This is a genomic window from Gelidibacter sp. (genome assembly GCF_039916245.1).
GTDB lineage: Bacteria > Bacteroidota > Bacteroidia > Flavobacteriales > Flavobacteriaceae > Gelidibacter.
On sequence record NZ_JBDSLS010000073.1, the window covers coordinates 1 to 3,120 of the forward strand.

At 38.1% G+C, this 3,120-nt stretch carries 2 protein-coding genes; both read left to right on the forward strand.

The features are described 5' to 3' along the window. A partial coding sequence (locus tag ABIQ28_RS03590) for an efflux RND transporter permease subunit (RefSeq protein ID WP_348035382.1) occupies positions 1-2,370 on the forward strand: 2,370 nt, incomplete at its 5' end. 184 nt (positions 2,371-2,554) lie between these two features. After that, on the forward strand, positions 2,555-3,120 hold a 566-nt coding region (locus tag ABIQ28_RS03595), incomplete at its 3' end, for a response regulator transcription factor (protein WP_348035383.1).

Here is a 3,120-nt window from a genome sequence, read left to right on the forward strand (position 1 = left end):
CAATCCAATGGCTACATCACAGAATTCAATCGCATGTATCTGACACTCACTGATAATGCGGTAGATGATTTGGAGGATCTGCAGAATTTGGTTATTATTAATAGCCCTAATCGATTGATTCGCCTCACGGATATTGCATCTATTGAAGTAAATGAGGTCAAAGAATACGTGAAAATCCTTGCCAATGGTAAGAATATACCACTGATTGCTGTCATAAAACAGCCGAACGCCAATCTAATAGAGGTCAATAATACCATTGAACATAAGGTGGCTGAGTTACAGAAAACCCTTCCCAAAGGGGTCACTTTAAAACTCTATTATAAACAAGCCGATTTTGTCAATACGAGTATTGCTAGTATCAAAGATGTCTTATGGATTGGATTGGTATTGGCGCTTGTAGTCGTCATTATATTTCTCCGCTCTTTTTCTGCCAGTTTGGTTGTTTTGTTTACCATACCCGTATCCTTGTCATTGACATTGATTTTATTGGATGCCATAGGTTATACCTTCAACATTATGACCTTGGGCGCTATTGCCGCCGCCATCGGCCTCATGATAGATGATGTGGTCATCATTATTGAACAAATTCATAAAATAAGAGAAGAAAATCCGAAACAGTCCATAACTTGGGTTTCACATGAAGCCATTGTTTATCTATTTCCTGCCATGGTAGGATCGTCATTGAGTACCTTGGTTATTTTTATTCCTTTTGTGCTGATGACAGGTGTTGCCGGCGCCTATTTTAAAGTGATGGCATTTAGTATGATAATTGCACTGGCCGCCTCGTTTTTGGCCACCTGGTTAATTGTGCCAGTGCTGTCCATTATTTTTACACGAAATAAAACGTTGGAACATAAACATGAGCCCAAAACCAAATGGATTCACAGTGTTTTGGAAAAACCAATCATTGGCATTCTGTTTTTTGGAGTCTGTGTTCTTGTTCTTATCATCGTTCCCTCGCGTTTGCCCTCTGGTTTTCTTCCTGAAATGGATGAAGGAAGCATCGTTTTGGATTACTATAGTCCTGCCGGCACAACCCTTGAAGAAACCGATAGAATGCTCCAAATTGTGAACGGTGTTTTAGATACACAGTCAGAAGTAGAGGCGTATTCCGCCAGATTAGGAACGCAAATGGGTTTTTTTATTACGGAGCCTAACCGTGGGGATTATTTAATAAAACTCAAAGACAAACGAAACAAAACCACCACGAAAGTTTCTGACGAAATAAGAAAACGTGTTGAAGAGGCCGTTCCACAACTCACTATTGATTTTGGACAGGTGATTGGCGATATGCTTGGCGATTTGATGAGCTCGGTACAGCCTATTGAGGTCAAGGTTTTTGGGGATGATGTGACAATTTTGGAGTTACTTTCGAAAAAAATTGCGACAGAACTCGAAACAGTAGCAGGTACTGCCGATGTCAACGATGGCGTCATTGTTGCCGGGCCAACTGTCTCTATTATTCCAAATGTTCCAGTGTTATCACAATTGGGCTTGACCGTTGCCGATTTTCAATTACAAATTCAGACCCAAATTGAAGGTACTGTGGTGAGTACCATGATAGACAAAGAACAAATAGTGAATATTCGACTAATCTATCCGGATGCTTATAAAACCTCGGTTGAAAATTTAAAAAACACCTCTATTTTATTGCCAAGTGGCGCCAGCGTTCCTATCAATGTTGTGGCTTCAATTGAAATGGGAAAAGGCGTGGCAGAAATTAATCGTGAAAATCAAAAATCGATGGGCGTTATTACTGCCCGATTGAATAATCGCGATTTAGGTTCAACTTTAAAAGACGTACAAAGTCACTTGAACAAAAACATATCCCTTCCGTCAGGTTATACCATAGAATATGGTGGTGCGTATCAAGATCAACAAAAAGCATTTAAAGAATTAATGATGATTTTGATTTCAGCTATTTTGTTAGTGTTCATTGTTATTTTGTTTCTGTTTAGAAAGATAAAAATAGCGCTGGCCATTATCGTTATTGCAGTTTTAGGTGTTGCAGGATGTTTGTTGAGTCTATATATTACCGGAACGCCATTAAATGTTGGTAGTTATACGGGCATCATCATGATTGTTGGAATCATTGGCGAAAATTCAATTTTCACGTACCGGCAATATCAAGAAGGTGACGCGTCCTTATCACATATTGAAAGAATTGAATACGCCATAGCTGCCCGTCTGCGTCCAAAGCTAATGACTGCATTTGCAGCTATTATGGCCCTTTTACCTTTAGCTTTGGGCATAGGCGCCGGGGCACAATTGCATCAGCCACTCGCTATTGCCGTAATTGGAGGATTGATCTTTGCCTTACCTCTTTTGCTCGTTGTGTTACCAACAATTTTAAAATTGATAAAAGAATAGAAGGTATGAACTATGGATTGTTTTTTATTTCCGTGAGGTTGAATCTTAAAAAATTTAAATATTTTTTAACATCTTGATGAAATGGGTATGAACCATGGTGTTCTCATCTGTAGCTACTTTAGAAATTTTTGAGCATCCAATATTAAATTTATTATTTGAAACTTATAGAGGTAATTATAGACACATGAAATATTTAATAGCCGAAGATGAAATAGATTTACAACAATCCATCGCTACGTATTTAACACGTGATGGCAATGTTTGTGAGGTTGCTTCAGATTATGATGAAGCCTTTGATAAAATTCATATGTATGATTACGATGTCATCATATTAGATATTTGCCTTATTTCAGGCAGTGGCCTTGATATTTTGAAAGTACTCAAGAAAGAAAAGAAAACTGCTGGTGTTATTATTATTTCAGCAAACAATTCGTTAAGTGATAAATTAGAGGGATTGGATCTTGGCGCCGATGATTATTTGACCAAGCCGTTTCATCTTGCAGAACTTAACTCGCGCATCACTGCGATACTTCGCCGGGGGAAATTTGGAGGTAATGACCTTATTAAATTTCATGAAATAAGCATTGATACCAAATCTAGAACCGCTTATATTAATGGAAAGTCAATTGCACTTACGCGAAAGGAATATGATTTGTTAGTGTTTTTTATTTCAAACAAAGGCCGTGTGCTTTCCAAAGAAATCATTGCAGAACACTTGTGGGGCGACCATAGTGATGTATTGGATAATTT